Annotated in this window: 21 protein-coding genes; 14 read left to right on the top strand and 7 right to left on the bottom strand. The window is 42.9% G+C overall.

The features are described from left to right. The first annotated feature begins 24 nt into the window (after positions 1-24). From DFP80_RS08500 to DFP80_RS08485, 4 genes are read left to right on the top strand one after another with little or no spacing between them, the layout of a single operon-like run. Positions 25-1878 (top strand): feruloyl-CoA synthase, encoded by a 1854-nt coding sequence (locus DFP80_RS08500; protein WP_113916382.1) that lies wholly within the window; start codon positions 25-27, stop codon positions 1876-1878. A 13-nt stretch (positions 1879-1891) separates the two neighbouring features. Then, on the top strand, positions 1892-2308 hold the full coding sequence (locus DFP80_RS08495) for an acyl-CoA thioesterase (protein ID WP_113916381.1): 417 nt from the start codon (positions 1892-1894) through the stop codon (positions 2306-2308). A gap of 20 nt (positions 2309-2328) precedes the next feature. After that, positions 2329-3078, top strand: coding sequence for an electron transfer flavoprotein subunit beta/FixA family protein (locus tag DFP80_RS08490; protein ID WP_113916380.1), 750 nt, complete (start codon positions 2329-2331; stop codon positions 3076-3078). Beyond that, positions 3078-4010, top strand: coding sequence for an FAD-binding protein (locus DFP80_RS08485; protein WP_113916379.1), 933 nt, complete (start codon positions 3078-3080; stop codon positions 4008-4010). Before DFP80_RS08490 ends, DFP80_RS08485 begins: the two co-directional genes overlap by 1 nt. 94 nt (positions 4011-4104) lie before the next feature. On the opposite strand, the gene DFP80_RS20885 is transcribed toward DFP80_RS08485, so the two are convergent. Further along, on the bottom strand, positions 4105-4230 hold the full coding sequence (locus tag DFP80_RS20885; RefSeq protein ID WP_258546980.1) for a hypothetical protein: 126 nt from the start codon (positions 4228-4230) through the stop codon (positions 4105-4107). 269 nt (positions 4231-4499) lie between these two features. Here DFP80_RS20885 and DFP80_RS08480 point away from each other — a divergent pair, with 269 nt between their 5' ends. Then, complete coding sequence (locus tag DFP80_RS08480; RefSeq protein WP_113916378.1) at positions 4500-5954, top strand: TrkH family potassium uptake protein; 1455 nt, start codon at positions 4500-4502, stop codon at positions 5952-5954. Between the two features lie 112 nt (positions 5955-6066). On the opposite strand, the gene DFP80_RS08475 is transcribed toward DFP80_RS08480, so the two are convergent. Together DFP80_RS08475 and fdhD are read right to left on the bottom strand one after the other, a co-directional pair. Beyond that, a complete protein-coding gene (locus DFP80_RS08475; protein ID WP_113916377.1) occupies positions 6067-8394 on the bottom strand; it encodes an FdhF/YdeP family oxidoreductase in 2328 nt (775 codons plus the stop codon). Further along, on the bottom strand, positions 8387-9271 hold the full coding sequence (gene fdhD / locus DFP80_RS08470) for a formate dehydrogenase accessory sulfurtransferase FdhD (RefSeq protein ID WP_113916376.1): 885 nt from the start codon (positions 9269-9271) through the stop codon (positions 8387-8389). The genes DFP80_RS08475 and fdhD overlap by 8 nt, the downstream gene beginning before the upstream one ends. 425 nt (positions 9272-9696) lie before the next feature. Between fdhD and DFP80_RS08465 the strand changes: the two genes are divergently transcribed. Continuing rightward, positions 9697-11148, top strand: coding sequence for a peptidoglycan DD-metalloendopeptidase family protein (locus DFP80_RS08465; protein WP_241560210.1), 1452 nt, complete (start codon positions 9697-9699; stop codon positions 11146-11148). 117 nt (positions 11149-11265) lie between these two features. On the opposite strand, the gene DFP80_RS08460 is transcribed toward DFP80_RS08465, so the two are convergent. Both DFP80_RS08460 and DFP80_RS08455 read right to left on the bottom strand, forming a co-directional pair. Continuing rightward, positions 11266-13389, bottom strand: coding sequence for a TRAP transporter permease (locus DFP80_RS08460; RefSeq protein ID WP_113916374.1), 2124 nt, complete (start codon positions 13387-13389; stop codon positions 11266-11268). A gap of 96 nt (positions 13390-13485) precedes the next feature. Then, on the bottom strand, positions 13486-14514 hold the full coding sequence (locus tag DFP80_RS08455) for a TAXI family TRAP transporter solute-binding subunit (RefSeq protein WP_113916373.1): 1029 nt from the start codon (positions 14512-14514) through the stop codon (positions 13486-13488). A gap of 280 nt (positions 14515-14794) precedes the next feature. On the opposite strand from DFP80_RS08455, the gene DFP80_RS08450 reads away from it, so the two are divergent. The 4 genes from DFP80_RS08450 to DFP80_RS08435 all read left to right on the top strand — a co-directional run bounded on the left by DFP80_RS08450 (position 14795) and on the right by DFP80_RS08435 (position 18981). Further along, the gene (locus tag DFP80_RS08450; RefSeq protein WP_113916372.1) at positions 14795-15454 is read left to right on the top strand and encodes an HAD family hydrolase; all 660 of its coding nucleotides are present in this window, start codon (positions 14795-14797) and stop codon (positions 15452-15454) included. Between the two features lie 52 nt (positions 15455-15506). After that, entirely contained in the window at positions 15507-16247 is a 741-nt protein-coding gene (locus tag DFP80_RS08445) for a class I SAM-dependent methyltransferase (RefSeq protein ID WP_113916371.1), read from the top strand. Between the two features lie 99 nt (positions 16248-16346). Beyond that, complete coding sequence (gene acs, locus DFP80_RS08440; protein ID WP_113916370.1) at positions 16347-18305, top strand: acetate--CoA ligase; 1959 nt, start codon at positions 16347-16349, stop codon at positions 18303-18305. 28 nt (positions 18306-18333) lie between these two features. After that, complete coding sequence (locus DFP80_RS08435) at positions 18334-18981, top strand: LuxR C-terminal-related transcriptional regulator (RefSeq protein ID WP_113916369.1); 648 nt, start codon at positions 18334-18336, stop codon at positions 18979-18981. Positions 18982-18999: 18 nt separating this feature from the next. On the opposite strand, the gene yidD is transcribed toward DFP80_RS08435, so the two are convergent. After that, a complete protein-coding gene (gene yidD, locus DFP80_RS08430) occupies positions 19000-19251 on the bottom strand; it encodes a membrane protein insertion efficiency factor YidD (RefSeq protein ID WP_113916368.1) in 252 nt (83 codons plus the stop codon). Positions 19252-19364: 113 nt separating this feature from the next. Between yidD and DFP80_RS08425 the strand changes: the two genes are divergently transcribed. Genes DFP80_RS08425 through DFP80_RS08415 form a run of 3 tightly spaced genes read left to right on the top strand, consistent with a single transcriptional unit; the run spans position 19365 to position 23196 of the window. After that, positions 19365-20231, top strand: a complete 867-nt coding sequence (locus DFP80_RS08425; protein WP_113916367.1) for a prephenate dehydratase — start codon at positions 19365-19367, stop codon at positions 20229-20231. A 2-nt stretch (positions 20232-20233) separates the two neighbouring features. Next, positions 20234-22276, top strand: coding sequence for a TonB-dependent receptor plug domain-containing protein (locus tag DFP80_RS08420; protein WP_241560209.1), 2043 nt, complete (start codon positions 20234-20236; stop codon positions 22274-22276). A gap of 17 nt (positions 22277-22293) precedes the next feature. Further along, positions 22294-23196, top strand: a complete 903-nt coding sequence (locus DFP80_RS08415) for a hypothetical protein (protein ID WP_241560208.1) — start codon at positions 22294-22296, stop codon at positions 23194-23196. A gap of 3 nt (positions 23197-23199) precedes the next feature. Here DFP80_RS08415 and DFP80_RS08410 read toward each other — a convergent pair whose 3' ends face one another. Next, the gene (locus tag DFP80_RS08410; protein WP_113916365.1) at positions 23200-23961 is read right to left on the bottom strand and encodes an alpha/beta fold hydrolase; all 762 of its coding nucleotides are present in this window, start codon (positions 23959-23961) and stop codon (positions 23200-23202) included. Positions 23962-24077: 116 nt separating this feature from the next. Between DFP80_RS08410 and DFP80_RS08405 the strand changes: the two genes are divergently transcribed. Continuing rightward, positions 24078-24683 carry a CDP-alcohol phosphatidyltransferase family protein gene (locus DFP80_RS08405; RefSeq protein WP_113916364.1) on the top strand — a complete coding sequence of 202 codons (606 nt, stop codon included), beginning with the start codon at positions 24078-24080 and terminating at the stop codon, positions 24681-24683. Positions 24684-24690 lie beyond the last annotated feature (7 nt).

The following is a 24690-nucleotide window of genomic DNA, read 5'->3' as shown; positions in this document are numbered from 1 at the left end:
AAAGATGAGAGTGGGAGCAAAAAAATGAACGGTGAATTTCATCCTATTAAGGTTGTGGCGCATCCTATCAACATTGAAAACCGCGAAGGCGGAGTGCAAATCATCAACAGCCAAAAAGCGCTCGATGAGTATGCGCGCTGTTGGACTGATCAACTTGAATATTGGGCTGCTAAGACACCTGATCAAATGTTTGTTGCAGAACGTGATGATCAAGGTGAATGGCAAAAAGTCACTTATGCACAAGCCGTAACTCGAGTGCGTAAGATCGCTTCTTGGCTACTAACTCAGCCCGTGTCGGTTGAACGTCCTATCGTCTTTTTGTGTGGCAATAGCTTAGAACATTTGATGTTAGCGCTGGCTGGCATGTATGTGGGCATTGCTCATGCACCTGTGTCTCCTGCGTACTCTTTGGTTGCGACTGACTACAGTAAATTGCGTCATATCTTCGATATATTGACGCCTGGTTTAATTGTGGTGGATGAGCTTGCACCTTATGAAAATGCGATTGAGTCAGTTTGCCAAGATCTGGATACGCCTGTTGCTGTGATCAAAGGTGACATTACACCGCAGAAGATCAAAAACCCCACCCTCTCTTTTCAGTCATTTTGGGACTTTCCAGAGTCTGATGCTGTCGATGAAAAGAATGCCGAAGTGAATGGCGATACCATTGCCAAGGTATTGTTTACTTCTGGTACAACAGGCATGCCTAAAGGGGTGATTAATACTCAGCGGATGATTTGTGCCAACCAAGTGATGATTCATCAGGTTATGCAGTTCTTTAAAGATCAGCCGCCAATTATGGTGGATTGGCTTCCTTGGAATCATACCTTTGGTGGTAATCATAATATCGGTATTGCCTTGTATAACGGAGGCAGCCTGTACCTTGATGATGGTAAACCGACCGAAAAATTGTTTGCTAAGACCTTGAAAAATTTGGCTGAAGTTTCACCAACAGTGTATTTCAACGTGCCAAAAGGTTTCGAGTTATTGGTGAAAAATTTAAGAGCTGATAAAGATCTAGCTGAGAAGTTTTTTGCTCGTTTGCAGTTTACCTTCTTTGCTGCAGCTGGCTTAGCGCAACATATTTGGGATGATTTGGATGCCTTAGCGATTCAATACACAGGTAAAAAAATCCCCATGCTCACTGGACTTGGTTGTACTGAAACCGCGCCATCAGCAACGTTCGCCTCGGTAGAAGAATCTACTTCTGGGGTGATTGGTGTGCCTGCGCCTGGGGTGTCTATCAAGCTGGTTCCAAACGAGGGTAAATTAGAAGCGCGTGTCAAAGCGGAAACCGTGATGCCGGGGTATTGGCGTCAGCCTGAGTTGACGGCAAAAGCCTTTGATGAAGAAGGTTACTACTGTCTAGGTGATGCTTTCGCTTATCTTGATGAACTTGAGCCACAGCGAGGCTTTCGTTTTGATGGGCGTGTATCGGAAGATTTTAAATTGGACAGCGGTACTTGGGTAAGCGCTGGAACACTACGAGCTAAGTTCATCAGTGCATTTGCGCCCTTTGCACAAGATGTTGTCTTGTGTGGTACAAATCGAGGTTATATAACGGCGCTAATTTTCCCAGATTGGGCTCATTGTCAGGCGATTCTTCCTCATGATTTATTGGAAACAAACGAAGAAATTATCGCTCATTCAGCCGTTCGTGAAGCCTTTAAGCAAAAATTGGTTGAGTTTTCGAAAAACAGTACTGGCAGTTCCACCGTTGTTCAGCGTATTTTGTTGCAGGCGACGCCACCGAGTATCGATGCTCATGAAGTGACTGACAAGGGATCATTGAATCAGCGTGCTGTGCAAGCTCATCGAGAAGATCAAATTGAGCTTCTGTACCAAGAGCCTCTTGCTGATTTGGTTATTAGTCTTTAAAAGGGGCCGCTTCATGTTTAAAAATGAGCGCCAAGTACAAATCGAGTGGGGTGACTGTGACCCCGCCGATATTGTTTTTTATCCGCGTTATTTTGCTTTTTTTGATGCATCTACTGGTGCCTTGTTTGAGGCAATGGGTTACACCCTTCGACAAATACGTGATGAATTGAAGGCAGTTGGCTTTCCAATGGTAGACACTCGTTCACAGTTTTTTACGCCTTCAAAATACGGTGATAAAGTGATCATAAAAAGTGAAATTACCGAGGTCGGACGTGCTAGCTTTGGAGTGCGTCATCAACTTTTTAATGAGAAGGGGTTGGCTGTCGAATGCACGGAAAAGCGAGTTTGGGCTTGTTTAAATGCAGAAGGTGTTCTTAAAGCCCAACCCATCCCAGATGACATCAAAGCCAAAATGTTGAGTCACGATTAAACAGAAAGGTCAGTGAAAAAATGAAAATTTTAGTAGGTGTTAAACGAGTCATTGATTATAACGTCAAGGTTCGTGTTAAAGCAGATCAAAGCAATGTGGATCTAACCAATGTCAAAATGGCGATGAATCCATTTTGTGAAATTGCCGTAGAAGAAGCGGTTCGCCTCAAAGAAGCGGGTGTTGCGTCTGAAGTTATCGTCATGAGTGTTGGTACAAGGCAAAGTCAAGAGCAACTTCGTAATGCTATGGCACTAGGTGCGGATCGTGCCATTTTGGTAGAAGCGGAAGGTGATGTTGAACCTTTAAATGTGGCTAAGACGTTTGCGGCAGTCGTTGAAAAAGAGCAACCTGGATTGGTTATTCTTGGCAAGCAATCGATTGATTCAGATAATAATCAGATGGGACAAATGTTGGCGGCTTTGACAAATTGTCCGCAAGGCACCTTTGCCTCTAAGCTAGTTATTGACGACGGCAAAGCGTTAGTGACTCGTGAAATTGATGGCGGCTTACGAACGATTGCACTGACCCTTCCTGCCATTGTAACGACGGATTTACGCCTTAATGAGCCGCGGTATGCCAAATTACCTGACATCATGAAAGCTAAGCGTAAACCTTTAGATACTCTCTCTTTGGCGGATTTAGATGTGACGTCAAAGACGCATTGCCGAATAGACAAGGTTGAAGCGCCCGCCACTCGTAGTGCCGGTATTAAAGTGGCGTCAGTGGATGAATTGATCAGTAAATTAAAAGACGAAGCGAAGGTGATCTAATGACGACTTTATTAATTGCAGAACATAATTCAAGCGTACTTTCGTCTTCTACTTTGTCTGCGCTGACGGCGGCTCAAGCCATCGGCAATGACATTCATGTGCTGGTAGCTGGCAAAAATATTGAATCGATTGCTGATGCAGCGGCAAATTTGACTAGTGTAAGTAAAGTACTTTGCGCAAATGCTGATATCTATGAGTACGCATTGGCTGAACCAATGGGCGATTTGATCGTGCATTTATCGGCGGGTTATTCACATATTGTTGCGCCATCCAACTCAGAATCAAAGGATTTTATGCCAAGGGTTTCGGCATTATTAGATGTCGGTCAAGTGTCTGATATCTGCGCGGTATTAAGTGCTGATCAATTTAAACGTCCTATCTATGCTGGCAATGCCATAGCGACGGTAACCGTGTTGGACGATAAAAAAGTCATCACGGTGCGAGCATCTTCCTTTGGTAAAAATACTCAAAAAAATGAGCAAGCTTGTGCTGTTGAAAGAATTGATTTTGTGGCTGAGAGTGGTTTGTCTAGTTGGCAATCCGATGACATCACTGAATCTATGAGACCTGATCTTGCTAGTGCCAGTCGTATTGTGTCTGGTGGTCGTGGTGTTGGTAGTGGCGACAACTTTGCGCTGGTTGAAGCCTTAGCCGATAAACTAGGTGCGGCAGTTGGTGCATCTCGTGCAGCAGTTGATGCGGGTTTTGTATCAAATGATCTACAGGTCGGGCAGACGGGTAAAATTGTTGCGCCCGATTTGTATATGGCGTTTGGGATTTCTGGTGCTATTCAACATTTGGCAGGCATGAAAGACTCTAATGTTATTGTGGCGGTCAATAAGGATGAAGATGCACCTATTTTCCAAGTAGCAGATTATGGTTTGGTTGGGGATCTCTTTAGCGTGCTTCCTGAGATGACAAATAAGCTTTAGATGGCGGTCAGGAAAGCATAGATAGGTCTAATACTTAGACAGTCACAGTCTATTATGGTTTTGGTGACATTAACCGAGCTTAGGCTCGGTTTTTTTATCTTTCAGAGCCAGTTTGGCTACAAAGTTCAATAGCTCGTTTACCACTGATAACCAAAAAGCAGCAAACAGTCGTTGCTAGTGCACTAAGGTGAAAGAAATCAACAAGTAGCATGTTTTCCATGGTATTTTCCTCTTATGAGACTTTTATTCGTTGTTATTTTTATTGTTTAATAAAAGCATAGCATTCACAATTCGTCCACAGTATTTGCAAAATAGCCTTTTTTGATTGTGTTTGTTTGCGCGAATGAAATGTTTAGAATTCGTCTTGTTTGCCTTATAGTGTTTGTCAGGATTCATTATGTGCCTCGGTCCTGTCGTTCTGTTGAAATAACTCCCTAGTTAAAGATGTTTTTATACCGTGCAGATTGTTTATAGGAGTCGTGGCGACTCATGATTCGTCCACTGTTGATTATGCGTTTGCTGACTATGCCGTGTTTATGGATGAGTGTGGTGCAGTTTGTATTCGGTGAATTGTCCTTTATGTTCTTTAAAGACGATGTTGGGCGTGCTTTTGCCCTGCCGGCCTTAATTACGTTTCCCCTAGCTTTGGCTATTTTATTGGGGTTTAAAAAATATCCTTTACCCTCTGTAAATACTCGTGAAGCCATGCTATTTGCCACCTTAACCTGGTTGGCTGTAGGTGTATTGGGCGCCGTACCTATTATATCTGTTACGCATATTTCCTTTACTGATGGTGTTTTTGAATCCATTAGTGCTTTGACGACCACAGGTGCAACTGTGTTGTCTGGTTTGGATGATATGCCTCCAACCTTCTTGATGTATCGCCAGTTTTTACAGTGGATGGGGGGGCTTGGAGTGGTGATCTTTGTGGTGGCGATTCTTCCCATGCTGAACATCGGTGGCATGCGCTTGTTAAAAGCGGAAACACCAGGGCCGATTAAAGACGATAAACTTTCGCCTCGCGTATCCAGCACGACTCATTATTTATGGATGGTGTATTTAGCCATTACTGGCTTGTGTGCGCTGAGTTATTACCTTGCTGGTATGTCGGTGTTCGACGCTATCGGACACAGCTTTACTACCGTCTCGACAGGTGGGTTTTCAACACACGATGCCAGCATGGGCTATTTTAACAGTTCATTAATCTTGTGGATTTGTAATCTTTTTATGGTGTTGGGCGCGGTAAACTTTGCTCTGCATTATCGTATTTATATTGCCCGTAGTATTCGGCTGTATTGGCAAGACGAAGAGACTCGCGGCTTTCTGAAAATTATTGCTTTTGTGGCTCTGTTATTGGCGTTGTTTCTTTTCCAAACGGATGCAGAAGAGGGGCTGTGGGTGTCTGTTACTCAGTCGTTTTTTCATGTTATTTCGTTTATTACCAGCACAGGGTTCGCGGCAACGGACTTTGGAGCTTGGCCTGCGGTGACCTCGATTGTGTTGATTTTTGTCGGTTATATTGGCGGTTGTGCGGGATCGACAGCGGGCGGTAATAAAGTCATTCGAAATATCATTTCGCTAAAATCTATCGCTTTGGAACTCAAACGTTTGGTGCATCCAAATGGTGTTTTTACGATGAAGTTTCAGGGACGAAGCATCAGTGCCGATGTGCGTCATTCGGTGATGGGTTTTATGTGTCTTGCCGCTATGGTAACGGTTTTTTTTACGGTGTTGTTGATGATGACGGGGATGAGTTTTATGGCATCCTTGAGCGCGACGGCGGCTTGTTTAAATGTACTAGGACCAGGCTTTGCTGAACTTGGTAGTAACTTTTCTCCATTAAGCGACACGGGCACTTGGCTGATGAGCTTTGCGATGATCTTAGGGCGTTTGGAATACTTTACGGTGCTGGTGCTATTCTTTCCCGTTATGTGGCGCCATTAATAAGTATTTGATCGTTTTGATACATAGTAAAAGCAAAAAAGGGACAGATATCTTATTGAGATCTGTCCCTTTTTAATTACTTCATAAAAGAGCGTGCTATTTAAAAAGAAGTTTAAACGACAGCAACCGCGATGCCGTTGCTTTCTTCTTCGTATGCTTCTAGCTCTATCGCAATACTTTTTGAGGTTGGTGTGTTGCTAAATTCACCATGGCTGTCTAGCGGTACTAATGGGTTCGTTTCTGGGTAGTAAGCCGCGATGTTGCCTGCTGGAATACTATAAGGCACTAGTTTAAAGCCACTAACTTTGCGCTCTACACCATCATCCCAAATTGAACGTAATGTAACGGTTTGGCCTTCTTCGAAGCCAAGACGTTGTATATCCGCGGGGTTGATAAACACTACTTTACGTTCACCTTTAATGCCTCGGTACCTATCGTTCATACCATAAATCGTGGTGTTGTATTGGTCGTGAGAACGCAGTGTTTGCATGATGAGCGTTTTGTCTGATAATAAATTTTGTGCACGCTTAGGTAGGATAGATTCAGGCAACACATGTGTGTGGCAAATAGCTTTGCCAGCGGGTGTTTTCCAGTTTCTTTCTCGCGCACTGTTGCCTAGGTAAAAACCACCATCTTGTAAAATACGTTGGTTGAAGTCATTGAAGCCAGGAACAACGGCTGCAATATGCTCACGAATTAGGTCGTAATCGCTTACGACTTCGTTCCAATCAATGGGGAAGTCGCCTAACGTAGCAGATGCTATTCCTGCGACAATGGCTGGTTCAGATTTTTGTTCTTTGCTTAATGGCTCTAGTACGCCGCCAGAAGCATGAATCATACTGAAAGAATCTTCTACGGTGACTTTTTGCTGACCTTTTGTTTGATGGTCGATATCGGTACGGCCAAGGCAAGGCAATATAATCGCTTCGGTACCAGTAATAAGGTGAGAGCGATTTAGTTTAGTGCTAATTTGCACAGTAAGCTGACATTGCTTTAGGGCGTGCTTGGTTGCTTCTGTATCTGGTGTTGCCGCAGCGAAGTTACCACCTAGGGCGATAAAGACGCCGACTTTGCCGTCACGCATAGCGCGAATGGTATCAACAACGGCCAAACCATGTTCTTGTGGTGGTGTGAAGTTGAAACGTTTTTCCAAGGCATCGAGAAAGGCTTGAGAAGGGCGTTCGTTAATGCCCATGGTTCTATCGCCTTGGACATTACTGTGGCCACGAACAGGGCAGACCCCAGCGCCTGGTTTGCCTAAATTGCCACGTAGGGCCATTAAATTGACCATTTCATGGATGGTTGCGACGGAATGATGATGCTGAGTGATGCCCATTGCCCAGGTTAGAATAACGTTTTCAGCTTTCGCGTAGACGTTAGCTGCGTGGGTAATTTCCTCTTTGTTTAGCCCAGACTGATTAATAATGTCTTGCCAAGATGTTTGCTTAACCTGCTCAAGGTAAGTATCTAAGCCTTGAGTATGTTCTTTGATAAAGTCGTGATCAAAGACGGCTTGCCCTTGTTGGTGAGCTTTTTCGTCTAAGTCGATAAGTACTTTTACGATACCGCGTACCACCGCCATATCACCACCAATTTTAGGGCAAAAGTAGCCTGTATTGGTTGGCTTTGAGCCATTGGTGAGCATTTCCATTGGGTTTTGTGGGTTCTGGAAGCGTTCTAAGCCACGCTCGTGTAGTGTATTGAAGCTTAGTAATTGTGCGCCTCGTTGTACCACTTCTTTTAGCGTTTCTAACATCCGAGGGTGATTTGTCCCCGGGTTTTGACCAAAAACAAATACGGCATCCGCGCGTTCAAAGTCGTCAATTTCAACCGTACCTTTACCGATGCCAATACTACTGGTTAATGCGTAACCACTGGCTTCATGACACATGTTTGAGCAGTCTGGAAAATTATTTGTACCATAAGCACGAGCAAAAAGTTGGTACAGAAAGGCGGCTTCATTGCTTGCTCGTCCAGACGTATAAAAAGCAACATTATCTGGATTCGTTTGTTCTTTTAATGTCTCGCCGATTTGTTTATAAGCTTGTTCCCAAGAAATCGCTTCGTAGTGATCGGTTTCTTGGTTGTAGCGCATTGGTTCGGTGAGTCGGCCCTGGTATTCAAGGAAATAATCACTTTGAGTATTCAGCCAAGATACACTGTGTTCCGCCATAAATGCGGCGTCTACTTTACGAGATGTAGCTTCCCAGTTAACTGCTTTTGCTCCATTTTCGCAGAAACGGATTTTAGCTGGGTCATGCTTTTCACCCCAAGCGCAACCAGGGCAATCAAAGCCATGGGGCTGATTGGTTTTTAACAGAGTATGAATATTACGGACCGCATTTTCACTTTTCAGCCAATGCTTTGTTGTGCTTTGAAGTGCGCCCCAGCCGCCAGCTGGTCCTTTGTAGGGTGTGTAAAAGTCAGTTTTTTTACTCATCGTCTGTTCCTTCTGGCTGGGCTGAAGATGCGAATACACGCGGAGCATCTTGCTTGGGTAAATGAATTAATGTTAATCCGTAATGTAGGGCTAGCTTGACGGCAAGCGTACTTGGTGAGGCTAGGTGAATCAGTCTAGAAAGTCCAACTCTTACGGCTTTTTGAACCAATTCGGTACTGCATCGGCTTGACATTAAAACACTGTAATTATGTAAGTTTATATTCTGTTGTAGTGCATAGCCAATGATCTTATCTAGGGCGTTATGCCGGCCGATGTCTTCCATGCAAAAAATGGGGGTGCCTTTGGGCGAGATCAATAAGGCCGCATGAACCGCCCCTGTTTTATTTCCTAATTCTTGGTAGTGGGATAAGCGAGTTCTGAGAGCGGTTAAGCTGGCTTCGTCGATTGTTTTACTTGGCGCAAGTGTTGGTAATTTAGGAATAGCCTGAGTTAACGATTCCACTCCGCACAAACCACAACCCGTTGCACCAAGGTGTGTCTGTCTTCTCTGCTTGAATTGGGTAAATCGACGTGGACTTAGCTCTAAGTTGATTGCAACACTTTCTATGTCTGGCGGTGTTTGTGTTAGCTGAACTGTAATGTCTCGGATGTCGTTAATATGCTCAATAATCCCTTCACTGCGGGCAAAGCCGATGACAAAGTCTTCTAAATAAACAGGTGTAACCATCATAACAGCATAAGATATGCCATTTATGCTAATGGCCAGTGGCATTTCCTCGACCAGTTCAGCTGATTCTAAACGCTGTTGTTTATGGTGTGATGATTCACTTTGCTGCTCAGTACCTTTTTGTAATTTATCGCATCGGTCAAAAAGCTGGCGTCTGTAACTGGTAAAAGAAGTCGGTGAATGCTGCATGCTGTTAAGATCGGTTTATGAGAAAGAATGTACTTATAGTACGGCGAGTTATGAGGAGCGTCCAATGCTTTTGCCCTAAGAAAGAGCAGGAAAACGACATGAATTTTGAATGGATATTGTTTGTTTGGCTAAGATGCGATTTACGTCACCCCTTTCAATGGCTTTAGTATTTCTTTAGAACTTAAAATACCGTATCCTACCTCGAAAATTTAAGTTTCGAATGCTTTTATCCGTCTGGGTTTTGTAAAACTACGGGGTAAAAGGGTATGGACTGTGATTATTTGCACTCCAACAGTGGCAAGGAAAAAGTGCATGCTACAAAGTGTGGTTCTGTTTTTGTCATATATTGAGAACGTGTACGGTCAAAAGATCAGTATATAGTCAGGTTCTCCGTGAGCCACTTTTGTTTAATGAGTTTTTTATTTATGCAGTTTATCAAACACCTCTCGCGTTGGGCTCTTTCTGGCCCACGAGCTTGGTTATCCATTATTTTTATAATATTTATTGTACTTTCTTTCGTTTATAAGTCTCTTGTGTCTCCAGCTAACGACCTTAATGAATATACACTTCCCAGTGTTACCGACGTCATAACGGGTAAGGGGTATACGTCTAAGGTCAGCAATAATGATAATGTCATTTTCCCCCAAATCAGTTCGAACACAGATGAAGACAATGATTATGATTCTTTGGTTACGATGGATCCTCTGCAAAATGTAGAGCAAGTCCCCCCTGTTATACCTGCGATTGAATATGTTATTAAACCTGGCGATACTCTGGCACGTATTTTTGCTCGTTTAGGATTATCCAGAGAGGCCTTGTACTCAGTATTGGAAGCCGATCAAGAATACTTGGTACTTGAGCCATTGCTGCCAGATGATAAGTTCACCTTTAAATTGGATGAAGACGGTGACTTGCTCGAAATTACCCGACGCATAGATATTAGTAAAAGTGTGTCTTATGTTCAGCATGATGGCGGTGGTTTTAGCTACAAAGAGAGCATCAAACCCATTACTTACACCCAGAAAGCAGTACACAGTAAAATCATTGGAAACTTTTACCTTTCAGCCAAAAAAGCTGGCTTATCTGATACGCAAATTTTAATTATTAATGATTTGCTGAAAGGTCGGGTGAATTTTCGTAAAGACCTACGTGCCAATGATGCGTTTGACTTCGTCATTAAGAGTGGCAGCATTGATGGTGTAAAAGTAGGCGACAGTCAGTTAGAGGCTTTAGAGATCACCGTGAAAGGTGAAACTTATCGCGCTTTTTTACATTCAGACGGTCGCTTTTATGATCTAGACGGAAACAGTTTAACTCCCGCTTTATTGCGTTGGCCTACTCGGAAAAAATATCGAATAAGCTCGCCCTTTAATGCAAATCGGCTACATCCTATAACGGGTCATCCAGCTCCGCATAATGGTGTTGATTTGGCGACGCCCTCGGGAACGGAAGTGCTGGCAACCGGTGATGGTGTGGTAACTCGTGTTGCTTCGCATAAATACGCCGGCAAGTATGTTGTAATTGATTATACTGGCCCATATGGTTCGCGCTTTTTACATTTAAGTAAGATATTGGTGAAAAAAGGCCAGAAGGTTAAACGTGGTCAAGTCATTGCGTTGTCTGGTAATACTGGACGTACAACGGGTGCTCATTTGCACTATGAGCTGCACATTAGAGGACGCCCCGTGAATCCAATGACCGCTGAAATTCCGACGACTCAGTCCATCCCCAAGAGTGATAAAAAAGAATACTCTAACAATGTTAAGCGCTTGTTAAATATGATGATGGGCAATCAGGTAGAAGACCAAAATGCCACAGATACTCAGCCCGAGTCTATGGTAGATTCACAGTCAACATTAGATGCTGTTGCAAATTAAACTTCGATTTTAAACGACATAACGCAATAGAAAAAGGCGTCTCTTCTTAAGAAGAGGCGCCTTTTTTGTTGGCTCTTTTTTATCTTTAGATACTTTAATATTGTGTAAATATTGCGCTTACATGTTTTTCTTGTACGATTTGTTGCCGATCATGAAAAGCACCAAGAAAATGGCTAAGCCTAGGCAATTAATCCAAAGCGCTAGATGTGGCCATAGCATCATCACAGAAGCAACTAAGGCAATCGCTCGAGCAAAGATCGACAATTTATCCTCTAAGTAACCTTCCATTGCCCCAACGAGTGCATACATGCCAAATATAGCAAAGAGAGTCAGGCGCAGTAGCGTTTCAGTATCACCACCAATTAATGGTGTGTAAGCCATTAATAATGGAACAATATATAAACCTTTTGCCAGTTTCCATGCCGTTACCCCAGTTCGCATTGGGGGCGTTTTTGCGATGGCTGCCGCAGCGAAAGCGGTTAAACAAACAGGAGGCGTTACATTACTGTCTTGTGAAAGCCAAAAGATGATCATGTGCGCAGTGACTAGAATCATCGCAACACTTTGGGCTCCAAGAGCTTGGTCCATTAACATGCTTTTAAAGTCATTAGGAACTTGTGCCAATAGAGCTTGGGCCTGTTCCATTGGCATGCCTTGCGCTAAAGAAGCAATGGCTGAAGGATCAACCAACATGAAAACGGCGTTAGCAGCTTCAGGTAAACTGCCAGAAGACATCATCTCTAAGAGTTGGCTTTCAGCAATAAGATTGAATAGAGCAGGTGCGGATAGTGTACCTAGCACGATATAAGATGCGGTTACAGGCAAGCCCATACCCAAAATCAAAGAAGCAATCGCAACTAAAATAATAGTGAAAAACAGGCTACCGCCAGCCCAATTGGTAATTAACAAAGAGAAAGTATTCCCAACCCCAGTTGTACTAATTACGTTAACTACCAAACCGATACCAACCAGTAAAACTGCTGTGGTTGACATGTTTTTCGCGCCTTGGGCCATGGCGTCAATCACTGCTGCCGGTCCCATTCTATGCTTGCTAGAAAGGAACGACGCGGCAATAACAGCTAGAATACTGATTCCCGCTGCGTAGGTCGGAGTAAAACCTTGTACTAACAAAGTTACTAAAACGCCAAGCGGCACAATATGATGCCAGCCATCTTTTAGAACTTGTGAAATCTCGACCGCATCATCGCTTTCAGTGGCGATAACCTTGCTACGTTTTGCTTCGACACGTACAAAAAATCCAACAGATAGGAAATATAATAACGCTGGAATAGCGGCCACACTGATAATGGTGACATATGAGACTTGAGTGTAAGAGGCCATAATAAAAGCGCCAGCACCCATCACTGGCGGCATTAGTTGTCCACCCGTTGAGGCCGCCGCTTCGACACCAGCTGCAAAACGTGCTGGAAAACCGGCTCTGCGCATAAGAGGAATGGTAATCACACCAGTCGATACCGTGTTAGCCACAGAAGAACCAGAAACAGACCCCATCAAACCAGAACCTAAGACAGCCACAAATCCAGGACCACCAATCATTTTGCTGGCAAGCGATCGGGATAGATCAATAATAAAGTCACCAGCACCAGATTTTACTAAAAAGGCACCAAATAGAATAAACATGAAGACGAAGCTCCATGATATTCGGGAAATAGAGCCGAACATGCCATCGGTGCTAAAAAAGCTGCGATACAGTAATGTCTCAACACTTAGCCCAGGGAAATTGAACATACCGCCAAGCCAGCGCCCCCACAATACAACATAGGTTAGCGCGATGATGATTAAGAAAGGAATAAACCAACCGCTGGTGCGACGAATTAGCTCAAGAGATAGCAAAACAGCTATGCTTGACACTATCCAATCTGAAGTGTTGAAGGTTACGCCCCTAGCGTAGAGCGCATCTTCAAAGAAGACAATGTAGAGCACCATTCCAATAAGTGCGAAAACAATAGCCCCATCAAAAAACAACGCAATTTTACTATCTTGCCATTTAGGGTGTGCTGGAATGAGCAAGGCGCACAAAATACCGAAACCCGCAAAATGAAACGCAGAGACCCAGAGCTCTGGAAGTGTGGCTATTGTATTAATGTAGATGTGGGCAACAGCCAAAAAAACCGAAAGAGCAAATACAAAGCGGTTGAGCCATGTACCTGAACGGTGTTTGGTTTCAAAATCTTCAAGATTGATGTCTTGAGGTGCAGTTGGTTGCGATGAAGCAGTCATAGACAAGCTACCTTTATGTGTGCAAAAAACGGATTGAGCAAAGGCGTAAAAGGCGCGCCGTACTGTTATACGGCGCTAGAACAAAAGTTAATGGTGTTACTTTGCGATCAGGCGAGCTGGAATGTTAATACCGCGTTCACGATAATAACGAGCCGCACCTGGGTGCAAGGGTACAGGAAGGCCTGCAATGGCTTTTTCAATAGACATAACAGAAGTTGCTTTATGAATAGCACTTAAGTAGCCGAGGTTTTCGTAAAGCGATTTTGTTAACTCATAGACATCGTCTTCGGATAGGTCGGCACGTGTAGCAAGGAAATTCGGCTGAGCTACCGTGTTGATGGCTTTTGTTTGCCCCGGGTAAGTGTTCGCTGGAATGACGTAGCGCGTCCATAGCTCGTAGTTACCGTTGGCTTCTTTAATTTGCTCGTCAGTGAAGTCTAATACTTTGACTTTATCACCCATAGATGCATACAGCCTTGTTACGGCACTGACTGGAACACCTGCTGGTGTGTTCATACCATCGATATTACCATTTTGCATGGCGTCTGCACTTGCTCCGTAGCCCATATAAGCAAGAGCAAATTTATCAGGGTCAATGTTTAAGCCTTTTAGTTGTTGACGACCAGAGCCTTCGGTTCCAGAGTTTTTAGTACCAATAGAGAATTTATGATTGGTTCCCTCAAGACCTTTAAGATCGGACATAGTGCCTGTTTTGGTTAAATCTGCTTTTATCACAAAGTGTTCTACGTTTTGCCATAGCATGGAAACGGAACGTAACTCGCTTTGTTTGCCTGAGCTTTTAAATGGACCTTCACCGTCCCAAGCCCATGCACCGTAAAGGCCTTGCAAAATAGCGAATTGAGCTTGGTTTTCACGTAAAAGTTTGATGTTTTCACCAGAGCCGGCTGAGCTGATAGCTGAAACGGATAAGCCAAATTTAGGCTCTAGTTTGACTTTGCTCAATGTAGCGATAGCGACACCAACCGGATAATAAGTGCCTCCAGTCGATGCTGTTGCTAGGATATAGTTGCGGTTATCTGCAGCTGATGCGCCAGTTGTAGATAAGGCAATAGCGGCCGCGGTTGCGCTGGTAAGAATTGTTTTAGTAATAAAGCCCAATTTCATATTATTTTTCTCCTATTGGTGGGGTGATCACACAATCCATAGCGATTATCGTGCCAAATATATATACATTTGATTTATAAGGTTTTTATTTTGTCCTTAGTATTTCCTTTCTTTTTTTATACACATATGCGCTATTTATTGCTTATGGTTGACGTTTCACTGTCGGCAATAAATTGCTTACGATGTAAGTGAATAAAAATCACTATTTACATGTTATTTTGTGCCATAGCGATTGATATGGTGAGCAAAATATTGCCGATGAACTTAGAGCGAGAAAATAATGAAACAAGATCATAATATCCGGGTTGTATTATTTGATTTAGGAAATGTCTTGGTCGACTTAGGTGATGTTTCTGAAATGCATGCTATGTTGAATACGCAAGGTGAGGAGTCTGATGTTTGGTTAAAATGGTTGAGATCTCCGACCGTTGCTGCATTTGATTCTGGAAAAATTACTTTCGATCAATTTGCTGATGGTTTACTGAAAGAAGTTGGTAGTAGTATAGATAAAGAAGTGTTCAAGGCGTCGTTTAAAGCATGGCCAAGAGGGTTGTTTACTGGGGCGCTTGAATTAGTCGAATCGGTGAGTCCTGAATACCATCGTGCTATTTTATCCAATACAAATGCGGCTCATTGGCCGAGACTCATGGATGAAATGGCGCTGGCAGGTAAATTTCACAGTTATTATGCCTCTCATATGGTTGGTTATGTGAAACCTGATGCAGCAATTTACCAATATGTGATTCAGAGTTTACAGGTAGCTCCTGAGCAGATTCTTTTTATTGATGATAATCAAGTCAATATCGATACAGCCATAGCTTTGGGGATGAAAGCATTTCGGGTGAAAGGAATTGAAGAAGCACGCCTTGTGCTGAATAAACATGGGGTGTTGTCCAGCGAGAAGAAGATTGACTGTGATAACAGCAACAGAATTGTTTGAAGCCTTAAATTAAGTTGTTGAGGTATAAATGCCATTTGCTCTAGGGGGTTCTATGCGTACGTTTGATGGACAATCTTCTACAAGCTATTCACGAACTCGGCCGATGTACCCAGCTGAGCTTTACTATTGGTTATCTCAGCAAGTGTCTCCATCCAGCGTTGTATGGGATTGTGCTTGCGGCACGGGGCAGGCTTCGGTTGATCTTGCAGCCTACTTTGATCGTGTCGAGGCGTCTGACATTAGTGAATCTCAAGTCACGGCAGCGACTCCTCATCGTAAAGTCAATTATCAGGTGTTTCCTGCTGAGAAGACGCTTTACCCTGACCATTATTTTGATGTGGTGTGTGTAGCTCATGCGTTACATTGGTTTGATTTAGACGCTTTTTGGGTTGAGCTCAAACGAGTATTAAAACCTGGCGGGATGTTTGTTTGTTGGGGGTATAACTGGTTGCAGGTCGGTAAAGCGGAAGATAAAGCAATAGCAGACAATGTGCTACCTCATCTTGAAACTTATTGGCCTGCAGAAAGTCGTTTATTGTGGAATCAATATCGTGATATTAAGTTTCCTTTTGAATTAATAGAAGTTCCAGCGTTTGAGCTGAACTGTCATTGGTCTGTTACACAAACGCTGGATTTTATTCGTACGTGGTCTGCGTCTCAATTACGCATACAGGCGTGTGGCGATGACTTTTTATTGAATGCTTCAGCTATCCTTCGTGAGGCCTGGTCGGAGCCGACAAAGAAACAAGAAGTACGTCTGCCATTCTTTGTAAGGGCAGGGCGCATTACTTAGGCTTGCTTTTGCAATAAGACTAAAGTGGAATAGCTTGGAACCTCTATCGGGTTATAGTAGTTCGGCATCCGAATAACAAATTTAACAATGGAGCGGGTTATGAAGTCATTATATAGCGCAACCTCAAATGAGGCGGCAAAAAATGCCAATGTGAGTCAAGCAGAGTTTGAAAAACGCTATCAAGAATCGATTGAAAACCCAGACGAATTTTGGGGTAAAGAGGGTAAGCGTTTAGATTGGTTCAAACCGTATACTAAGGTTAAAAACACGTCTTTTAAACGAGGTGAAGTTGACATTAAATGGTTTGAAGATGGTGAGCTGAATGTGGCTTATAACTGCATTGATCGCCATCTAGCTAGCTCTGCAAATAAAGTCGCTTATTACTGCGAAGGCGATAAAGAAAGTGACGAAAAAATCGCGATTACCTATCAAACCTTGCACGATGAAGTCGGGCGTTTAGCTAATCTGTTGAAACGTCAGGGCGTCAAAAAAGGCGACCGTGTTGCTATATATATGCCAATGATTCCGCAAGCGGCGTATGCCATGCTGGCATGTGCTCGAATCGGTGCTATCCACTCTGTTATTTTTGGTGGCTTCTCAGCTCATGCTATCGCCGATCGTTTAAATGATTGTGAAGTGAAGCTTGTTATCACTGCAGACGAAGGTCGTCGCGCCGGAAATACGATTCCCCTTAAACACAATGTTGATATGGCACTAAGCAACAATGCCTGCCCATCGGTTGAAAGTGTTGTTGTTTATCGCTATACCAAAAAAGATGTGGCTTGGTTTGAAGGTCGCGACTTGGATTGGGCGGTTGAAGTCGAAAATGAAAGCACTGAATGTCCTGCTGAACACATGAGCGCGGAAGACCCACTTTTTATTCTTTATACTTCGGGTTCAACTGGTAAGCCAAAAGGCGTAGTGCATTCAACGGGGGGGTATTTAGTATACGCTTCGTTAACCCATGAATTGGTGTTTGATCTTAAGCCAGATGACATTTATTGGTGTGCTGCCGATGTGGGATGGATCACAGGTCACAGTTATATGGTTTACGGTCCACTTGCCAATGGGGCAACGAGTATTTTATTTGAAGGCGTACCAACCTACCCAGATTCTGGTCGAATTGGTCGAGTTGTAGATAAATTTGGCGTAACCCTCTTGTATACAGCACCAACAGCAATTCGTGCTTTGATGGCAAAAGGTGATGAAGCGACTCGTTCCAGTAAGCGTGACTCTTTACGAATTTTGGGTAGCGTTGGTGAGCCGATCAACCCTGAAGCTTGGTCTTGGTATTACGGCGAAATTGGCAACTCTTCTTGCCCTATCGTTGATACATGGTGGCAAACGGAAACCGGCGGCATGATGATGTCACCACGAATTGTACAAGGCGATGTAAAACCCGGTTCTTGTACTGGTCCTTTGTACGGTGTGCAACCTGCGTTGGTTGATGCACAAGGTGTCTTACAAGAAGAGCAGGGGACATTGGTAGAGGGTGGTTTAGTTATTACCGATTCTTGGCCTGGTCAGGCTCGAACTGTATATGGCGACCATGAGCGTTTCGAACAAACTTATTTTAGTACTTTCGACGGTATGTATTTCACTGGTGATGGTGCTTCTCGCGATGAGGATGGCCATTATTGGATCACTGGGCGTATGGACGATGTATTGAACGTGTCTGGGCATCGTCTAGGCACCGCAGAAATTGAAAGTGCGCTGGTTGCTCACCCTTCTGTCGCTGAGGCCGCTATTGTTGGTTACCCTCATGACATCAAGGGTCAAGGCATTTATGTTTATGTGAGTGCTGTTGCTGGTGCTACGCCTGATGAAGAACTAACAAAATCATTGAAGCAGTTTGTTCGACAAGAGATTGGGCCCATTGCGACGCCAGACCTCATTCAGTGGGCTAGCAAAGGCTTACCAAAAACCCGGTCAGGTAAGATAATGCGCCGTATTTTGAGAAAAATTGCGGCGAATGAACATGATCAATTAGGTGATACAAGTACGCTAGCAGATCCAAGTGTGGTTGATGATTTAATCGAAAACCGTTTAAATGTGTGACAGCTTATACATTTAAAAAGGATACACAGTGATTTCACTTGTTATCGCGGACGATCACCCACTGTTCCGTAGTGCGCTATGTGGTGCGCTACGTGCAGAAATTGAAGGTATTGTGATAGTCGAATCCCATGATTTGGATTCGACTTTGCAATGTTTGGATAGCCTGAATGACCTTGATTTACTGCTGCTGGATTTGAATATGCCTGGTAGTGGTGATTTGTATGGACTCATTCGAATTCGCAAAGATTTTCCGGACGTGCCTGTGGCTGTTATTTCAGGTAGTGAAGACAGCGTCATGGTGGCCAAGGTGATTGATGCTGGTGCATTGGGGTTTATTCCTAAAACGAGTGAACCCGCCACTTATGTGCAAGCTATTCATGCGATTTTGGCTGGTGATATTTGGTTGCCTAATGGCCTTAGAGAAGAGGTTGCCAATCAACCTAAGCCTGATTTATCGATGCAGCATAAAGTTACAGAGCTAACGCCTCAGCAATATAAGGTTTTATGTTATTTGCATGAAGGCTTATTGAATAAACAAATTGCTTATGAATTATCTATTTCTGAAGCGACGGTAAAAGCACATATAACGGCGATTTTTCGTAAGCTGGAAATCAATAACAGAACGCAAGCCGTGCTGGTGGCAAGTGACTTGAAGTTGCAGATGACCATAACGTAAAGTTAGTTCTTTTCTTTTTCAATCTGTCTTTCCATTTTTTTTATTTTTACATTGGCATGATTCTGGAACTGGATCCATGCCACCTTCATGCCATGGATGACATTTAGACAACCTTCTTAAACCTAGAAACACGCCTTTAAAGATTCCAAATCGTTCAATGGCTTGGATCATATATTGTGAGCAGCTGGGGTAAAAGCGACAGTTATTCCCTAATAACGGGCTAATTAAAAACTGATAGCCTTTTACTAATAAGATGAATATTTTTTTCATAAGCCACTTAATCTAGTGAATGTTCTGATAGGGATTGAATTGTGTCATTTTTGTGTAAATAGTAACGCCTATTTGTTACTGTAGCTGAAATATATCACAGAATCGATTCTACTATGCCAGATCAACATCTTACTCTTAACGCCATGCAGGTTGTTGCTTATCAAGGCGAGCCTGGAGCTTATTCGCATCTTGCTTGCAAACACACCTTTCCAGACTGGACCAGTATTCACTGTGCATCTTTTGTTGATGCTTTGCAGATGGTGGAGCGAGGCGACGCTTATTACGCCATGATTCCCGTTGAAAATTCTACCGCAGGTCGTGTTGAAGAAATTTATCGAGAATTAAAACGTACTCAACTGTATGTAGTGAAAGAGCATTTTGAACCAGTCAACCATTGCTTGATTGCTCGTCATTCTATGACCTTAGATCAAATTACTTGCATTGGTAGTCACCCTCAAGCGTTGGCGCAATGTGATACCAATATTAAGGCGTTAGGTGCGAAAAGTCAGGCTATGTATGACACTGCTGGTGCGGCTAAGCATATAGCTGAATTTGATGAGCCTGGATTGGCGGTTATTTCGTCTGAATTGGCTGCTGAATTGTACGGCCTAAATGTACTGAAAACTTCTTTTAACGATACCGTAGGCAATACAACACGCTTTTTGGTTTTTTCGCGTCAGCAAAAAATGCCTCTTTATGAAGATGGTAAAACCTATATCACTTCTTTTATGTTTCGTGTGCGAAATATTCCTGCTGCGCTTTATAAGGCGATGGGAGGTTTTGCTACTCAAGGCATTAACATGTTGAAGCTAGAAAGTTATATGGTGAATGGTAACTTCACCGCGACTCAATTCTACGTAGATGTTGAAGCGCACTTTCAGTCATCCTCTATGCAAGCAGCACTTGAAGAATTGAGCTTCTTTTCTGAAGAGGTGCGGATCTTAGGGACCTATTTGGCGGATGATTATAGGTTGAAGTAACAATGATGATGCGTTGTTGGTTATGTGTTGGCTTATGTCTGTCTTTTAGTGTGAATGCTTGGGCAGAAGTGGACGCTCTGCAGTCTACGGAAAATAACTTTTCAGCGGGCAGTTTTTCAAATTTAGGTTCATATGATGGTTTTTTCGATCATATTCCGGTGGTGGTAACGCCGTCTAAAATGTCTCAGCCTAGAGTTGATGTCTCTTCTACCTTGTCTGTATTGGACGGTGAATTTATTCGGCGTATTAACATGCAATATGTGGAAGACCTTTTACAGTTTGTTCCTGGCTTTTCAGTTGCCCCTTATAAGTCATCGAGTCAAAAGGAAGCCTCTTATCACGGTACTCAGTTAGATCAATATCGTCGTATTCAAGTTTTGGTGAATGGTCGATCTGTTTATAGTGCAGGGTTAGCGCGTGTTGAATGGGCGACCTTGCCGCTCAGCATTGAAGATGTGGCGCGTGTTGAGGTTAATCGAGGGCCAAATGCTGCTAGTTACGGTATTAACTCTTTTTTTGCGGTCGTTAATATCATTACTCGTTCTCCATTGGAAACTCTGGGGGATAGTATTACCGCGTACTCTGGATCTCGTGGTGATTACCGTTTATATGGCCAGCATAGTGGCTTGAATGGCGATTGGAGTTATCGAGCATCCGCTTCGACTAATGCTGTTCATGGTTTTGATGAAGATTTTTATGGTGAAGATCGACATGATGGCCATCGTTCAACGATGGGGAATGTCTTTATCCAGAGAGAAACCGCAAGCAGTTTTTTTGATTTAGATATTGGTGCGAGTAGTCTAAAAGGTAAAGTTGATCCGACCGAGTATGAGTCTGATTCGCCAACAGGGTCCTACGATACAAATAACCCCATGCGTTTGGTTGATCGTGAGCATATTAAGGCCAGTTACAGTAAACAGGTCTCCTCTGCGCATGAACTTAAAGTGCAATATTACTATGATCAATCTGACTTAAGTGAATACCATGAAGCACGTTTAAATTCCGCTTTTTATAGCTCTACTTTTGGTGGTGCTAGCTTGGGTAGAGATTATGTTGATGTTTCTTATTCAGTAGGTCTGTTAGAAACACGGCATGACATTGAGCTACAAAGTACGTGGGAAGCGTCTCGAAAGCTGCGTTTAATTTCCGCTATTGGTTATCGTTGGGATAAGGCCGAATCCGAGAATTTTTTGTCTGGCAAGGCGAGCGATGAGGTGTTTCGCCTTTCTTCCAATATGGAATATCGAGCTAGTGATAATTGGTTGGTTAATGCTGGAGCTATGTTTGAGCGTAGCCAAATGGGAGGTGATTTTTTATCTCCTAAGTTTGGCATGACTTATAAACTCTCTGAGCAAGAGTCGGTTCGCTTTAATGTATCTAAAGCAGTGCGAACACCTGATTTGTCAGATCAATATTTTAAATGGCATTATGTATTGTCTAATGGAGAAGAGTCATTCACAACTTATGCAGATAATGGTGAAGAAGAGGAAAAAATCACCTCCTATGAAATCGGTTATTACCATTATTGGGCAAGTTATGGACTTTCGCTGGATGTGAAGCTTTATCATGATGAAGTTCAAGATATGGTGTTAAGTAAGAAATTATTTACTGCCTTTAATGCTGATACGCCTATCGAAGAGGGCGTGGTCGAAGACGTTAATATCAATGGGATCGAACTTGAGTTTGATTGGCGCTTTCAATCTGGCGCTATTACTCGTTTCACCTATGCTTATCAAGATACTCAAACAGAAAACAAAGCTCTTTTGAAAGCTACGACGCCTGTGATGCTATCTTTTTTTGGAAGTGTGCCGCTAGCGGAACGATGGTCTATTCAAAGCTATTATTGGTATGGAAAAGAATTAGGTGGAAAAGATTATGAGTTTCTTAATGCTTGGTTGTCTTATCGATTGTCTTTAGGTGGGTACTCAAAAGCAACCATGGGGGTTGGAGCAGAAACGCGTTTGGATAATAACGCGCTTGTTTCTAGGCATAACAATATGATGGAAGATACGTTTGCTTATGTTTTTACAAATATCACTTTCTAACTAGGATAAATAGAAAAGTGAAAAAAATTTTTGCGATTATTTTGTTGCTGCTGGCATCGGTTAATGTGTCTGCAGCGATTTATATTGTCCATGATATTGAAGAAAGTTCAGTGCGCTCTCTGTCATTCCAATTTTCTGCATTATTGCCTGAAAATAATCAGCCGATCCCAGTACGTCGCTCCTTATTTCTACAAAATTTTTCCTCTCTGAAAGGTGACGATGTCATCCTAGCGGTTGGAGTGGAAAGCTTTAAGCAAGTTTGCTCAGTCGCGTCTGAAGGTGCTGTTTTGGCTGTTTTTATCGGCCAAGAAGAATATCTTAAAACACGCCCTCAATGCAGTGTTCCGAATAGTGCGGTGTTTTCTGGTGCGCCTCTGGATAAACGCTTGGCGTTGCTTAAAGCGGTTTGGTTTGATCGTAAGCCACTGGCTGTGCTTTATAGTGACAATTTACTAGTTGATGAGCGAAAAATGATAAAACAAGCCGCCCAATATGGTTTTGAATTTCAGTTTATGAAAACAGAAGTAGACCGATTATCTGTTTTGAAAGCCATTAATTTTGTTTTAGAAGATTCTATAGTAGTGTTTTCACTGGTTGATACAGAGTTGTATAAAGACGGTATAGCGCAAGACATACTGAAGTTGTTATTTCATAAGCAGCGGTTAATGGTAGGGCCTTCCTTTGCTTTCGTGCGGGCTGGTTCATTGTTTGCTATTTATTCTGACACAGAGGCGAAGCTAAATATTCTGGCTGATTATATTCGTGTGTGGCAGACAAAAGGGGTTTTGCAGGGTGCCGTATACCCAGATAAGCTGAGAGTAAGTTTTAACCCCTATCTTATTAAATCGCACGGTGTTGTATTGCCGTCTCCTTCCTATTTAAAAGATAAATTCGACCTTTGCTCGGAAACGGCGTGTTAGTGCCTACTGTAAAAAGCGCTTTACAAGACTGGTAAAGGGTAATGGCTTTTCCGCATGTAGCCAATGCCCAGCACCTGTGATGATTTTAAAGCTAGCATTTGGGAAAAGCGCCATTGTTGCTTCTTGATATTTTGCAACAATATAGTCTGAGTTTTCCCCTTTGATGAATAACGTCGGAACATCTACAGCATCTTTCATAACTGGCTTTTTAAGGATAGTAGAATAGTTATCAGCTATGTTGTTTACAGAAAGTTCTAGTTTAAAACCTTGTTCACTCCTGACGAGGTTTTTTAATAAAAACTGTCTAACTGATAAATTTGATACATACTGACTTAACAGTGTGTCGGCTTCTTTTCTTGAAGCGGGTTGTGCCTCTTCAATGGCCTTCAAGCCTTCTAAAATACGAATATGGCTTGGCTGGTAATCAACGGGAGCGATATCAACAACGACCAGCTTTTCAATTTTTCCGATTGGTGCGATTGCTGCTATTTGCATAGCGACTTTGCCGCCCATTGAGTGGCCGAGAAGATAAAAAGAATCGATTTTATTGAGCTCCACCCAGTCAAGTATTGCTTCTGCCATCTTTGGATAGCTGGCGTCAGACATGCTGTCTGATTTACCGTGGTTGGGAAGGTCTATGCAGTATACGGTGAAGTGTTCTGCTAGGGATTGTGCTATTGAATGCCAATTATCTGCGTTGCCAAATAAGCCATGAATGACAATTAGGTTTGGTCCAGAGGAACCATATTGCTTTGCGTGAATCATAGTAACCTTATCATACTGCAAGTAAGTAAATTGTTGACGTGTGGAATCGTTGTGTTGCCTGTATTGTACCAAGTCTTGGAAAGTTTCGTCCCTATAGAATCAAGGTAGTTGTTTGAATGTTAGATACATTTTTTATAAAGAGCCTGAAGTATCCTCTGCAGGTCACCGCAGCGGTGATTGATAAATTAGGTGTTAAAGCTAATTGGATCACCTTGCTTGGCTTTGTCGTCGGTATGATGGCGTTGCCAGCGTTGTATTTTGGAAATACATCATTTGCATTAGGTTGTGTGATCATTAACAGAGTAATGGATGGCTTAGATGGTGCTGTAGCGCGCGTGCAGGGGCCAACTGATTTGGGTGGTTATTTGGATATTACCTTGGATTTTATTTTTTATTCTGCGGTGATTTTTGGCTTTGCTCTGATGAACCCATTGGATAATGCGTTAGCCGCGAGTTTTTTGATTTTTTCTTTTATGGGGACTGGCAGCAGTTTTTTAGCGTTTGCCATCATGGCAGAAAAGCGAAAAATCGAGCGTTTAGAATATGGTCGTAAATCTTTATATTTTTTAGGTGGATTGGCAGAAGGGACAGAAACTATTGTGTTTCTGGTATTGATTTGTTTATTGCCTGACTACTTTGCCGTCATGGCATATTCGTTTGGTGTGATATGCTGGATAACGACGGTAACCCGAATTTATGCAGGCTACCGAACATTGACCTAAATCCTGT

It is taken from the genome of Marinomonas rhizomae (assembly GCF_003315485.1).
GTDB classification, from domain to species: Bacteria; Pseudomonadota; Gammaproteobacteria; order Pseudomonadales; family Marinomonadaceae; genus Marinomonas; species Marinomonas rhizomae.
Note: the sequence above shows the minus strand (reverse complement) of the source record. Positions and strands in the feature narration are given on the sequence as shown.